The sequence below is a fragment of the Actibacterium ureilyticum genome (assembly GCF_002285435.1).
GTDB lineage: Bacteria > Pseudomonadota > Alphaproteobacteria > Rhodobacterales > Rhodobacteraceae > Actibacterium_C > Actibacterium_C ureilyticum.
Map to the genome: position 1 here is coordinate 1 of NZ_NSBT01000021.1, position 1,705 is coordinate 1,705.

Genomic DNA, 1,705 nt, shown 5'->3' on the forward strand with positions numbered 1-1,705 from the left:
GGCATTGCCAACTTATTTGCACCCGGCTGAATGCGGCCTGATCCGCGCCCGTCAGGCGGTCATCTCGAGTGCGTAGCCGTTCCAAAGATCAATGGCATCGGATCGGGCGTGGCGGTACGATGTGGCGGTAAGACGATAGCGGCGGGGACGGAAGATCGTGTTGATCTGGTCATGTGCGTCCAGAAATCTCTGAGCCTGTCCGGGTGACTTGAACCGCCCCATGAGTTTCTCTCGCTTTCGGGTTGGCCGATGGGATCCTTCGATCCGGTTGTTCAAGCCCTTGTGCGCCCGATGATCAGCATTCGCCACGAGGTTGCGGATCGGCCTGATGTAACTGCGCAGCTTGTCGGTGATCACGACCCGCGGCGCGCCAAACCGGTCGATCAGCCGCTTCAGGAACCGGCTGGCGGCCTTTGCATTACGTTGCTTTTGCACGAGAATGTCGAGCACATTCCCATTCGCGTCGACTGCCCGCCAAAGCCAGAACTTCACGCCATTGATCGGAACAACGACTTCATCCAAGTGCCATTTGTCACTGGCGCCCGGCCTGTCGCGCTTGATGCAATCGGCGAAATGGCGGCCAAACCGGTTCACCCAGTTCCGGACGGTTTCCCGGCTGACCATCACGCCGCGTTCGGCCAGCAGATCCTCGACATCTGCCGTGCTCAGCGCAAACCGATGGTAAGCCCAGACGGCATAGGAGATGATCTCGCGGGGAAAACGAAAGCCCTTCAGGCGTCGCATTGTCGGAACGGTTTTCATGATGACCGCCTATCCCGACGGAACCCCGTGATCAACTTGGCAATGCCAGCCCAATGTCTACCGCGGACTGGAGCAGTAATCCGCCGCGCCTCGTATGAAGTACCGTTCTGGTCCGTCTCGATCCCTTAGCATTTTCTGCAACCGCATCGTTCTGCGCAAGCAGCGGTGTTAAGTTTGGGCTCCAAGCCGACCTCGGATGCGACGCAGCATCCTGTGATATGGTGGCATCGTCAACGTCGGGTTGTCGTTGTGGGAGGGCATGGCGGATCGGAGGATCAGTCATGGAAACACCAAACTTACCGGCCATTCGTGCGCTTCGCCCCGCATGGAACAAGGGTCGCATCGTTGGTCAGAAGCGGCCTTTGAAACCCAAACACGTTTGGGCAATCCGCGTTCGACTTGAACTGGCCGAGAACCATCGCGACCTTGCGCTGTTCAATATGGCCATCGACAGCAAACTGCGCGGCTGCGACCTGGTGAAGATGAAAGTCGTCGACGTCATGGCGTCTGGTCAGATCAAAGAACGGGCATCGGTCCTTCAAAGCAAAACCCAGAAACCTGTGCGATTTGAGATATCCGAGGGCACACGCGCCTCTGTCGAAAAGTGGATGGAAGATGAGCTCATGGTCGGCTCGGAGTACCTTTGGCCGGGTCGGTTCCATGAACGTCTGCACATCTCGACACGCCAGTACGCCCGGATCGTCCGAGATTGGGTCACGTCGATCGGTCTGGAGGCCAGCGCATACGGAACGCATTCGATGAGGCGAACAAAGGTGACCCAGATCTACAAGAAGACGGGCAACCTGAGGGCGGTCCAGCTGCTACTTGGGCACACCAAAATGGACAGCACCGTCCGGTATCTCGGCGTGGAACTGGAAGATGCCCTTGCGATTGCAGAGGCCATTGAAATCTAGCAACTTGGGCCGTCTTCGCGGGCGGCCCA

General features: G+C 58.2%; 2 protein-coding genes. One reads left to right on the top strand and one right to left on the bottom strand.

The window, feature by feature from the left end:
• Nucleotides 1-51: 51 nt before the first annotated feature.
• On the bottom strand, nucleotides 52-762 hold the full coding sequence (locus tag CLM60_RS05860) for an IS6 family transposase (protein WP_095587523.1): 711 nt from the start codon (nucleotides 760-762) through the stop codon (nucleotides 52-54).
• A 281-nt stretch (nucleotides 763-1,043) separates the two neighbouring features.
• On the opposite strand from CLM60_RS05860, the gene CLM60_RS05865 reads away from it, so the two are divergent.
• Complete coding sequence (locus CLM60_RS05865) at nucleotides 1,044-1,676, top strand: tyrosine-type recombinase/integrase (protein WP_093037018.1); 633 nt, start codon at nucleotides 1,044-1,046, stop codon at nucleotides 1,674-1,676.
• Nucleotides 1,677-1,705 lie beyond the last annotated feature (29 nt).

Bases quoted from the DNA above. Each gene is read 5' to 3' on its own strand.
- CLM60_RS05865 (WP_093037018.1), top strand. From the start codon at position 1,044: ATGGAAACACCAAACTTACCGGCCATTCGTGCGCTTCGCCCCGCATGG.
- CLM60_RS05860 (WP_095587523.1), bottom strand. From the start codon at position 762: ATGAAAACCGTTCCGACAATGCGACGCCTGAAGGGCTTTCGTTTTCCC.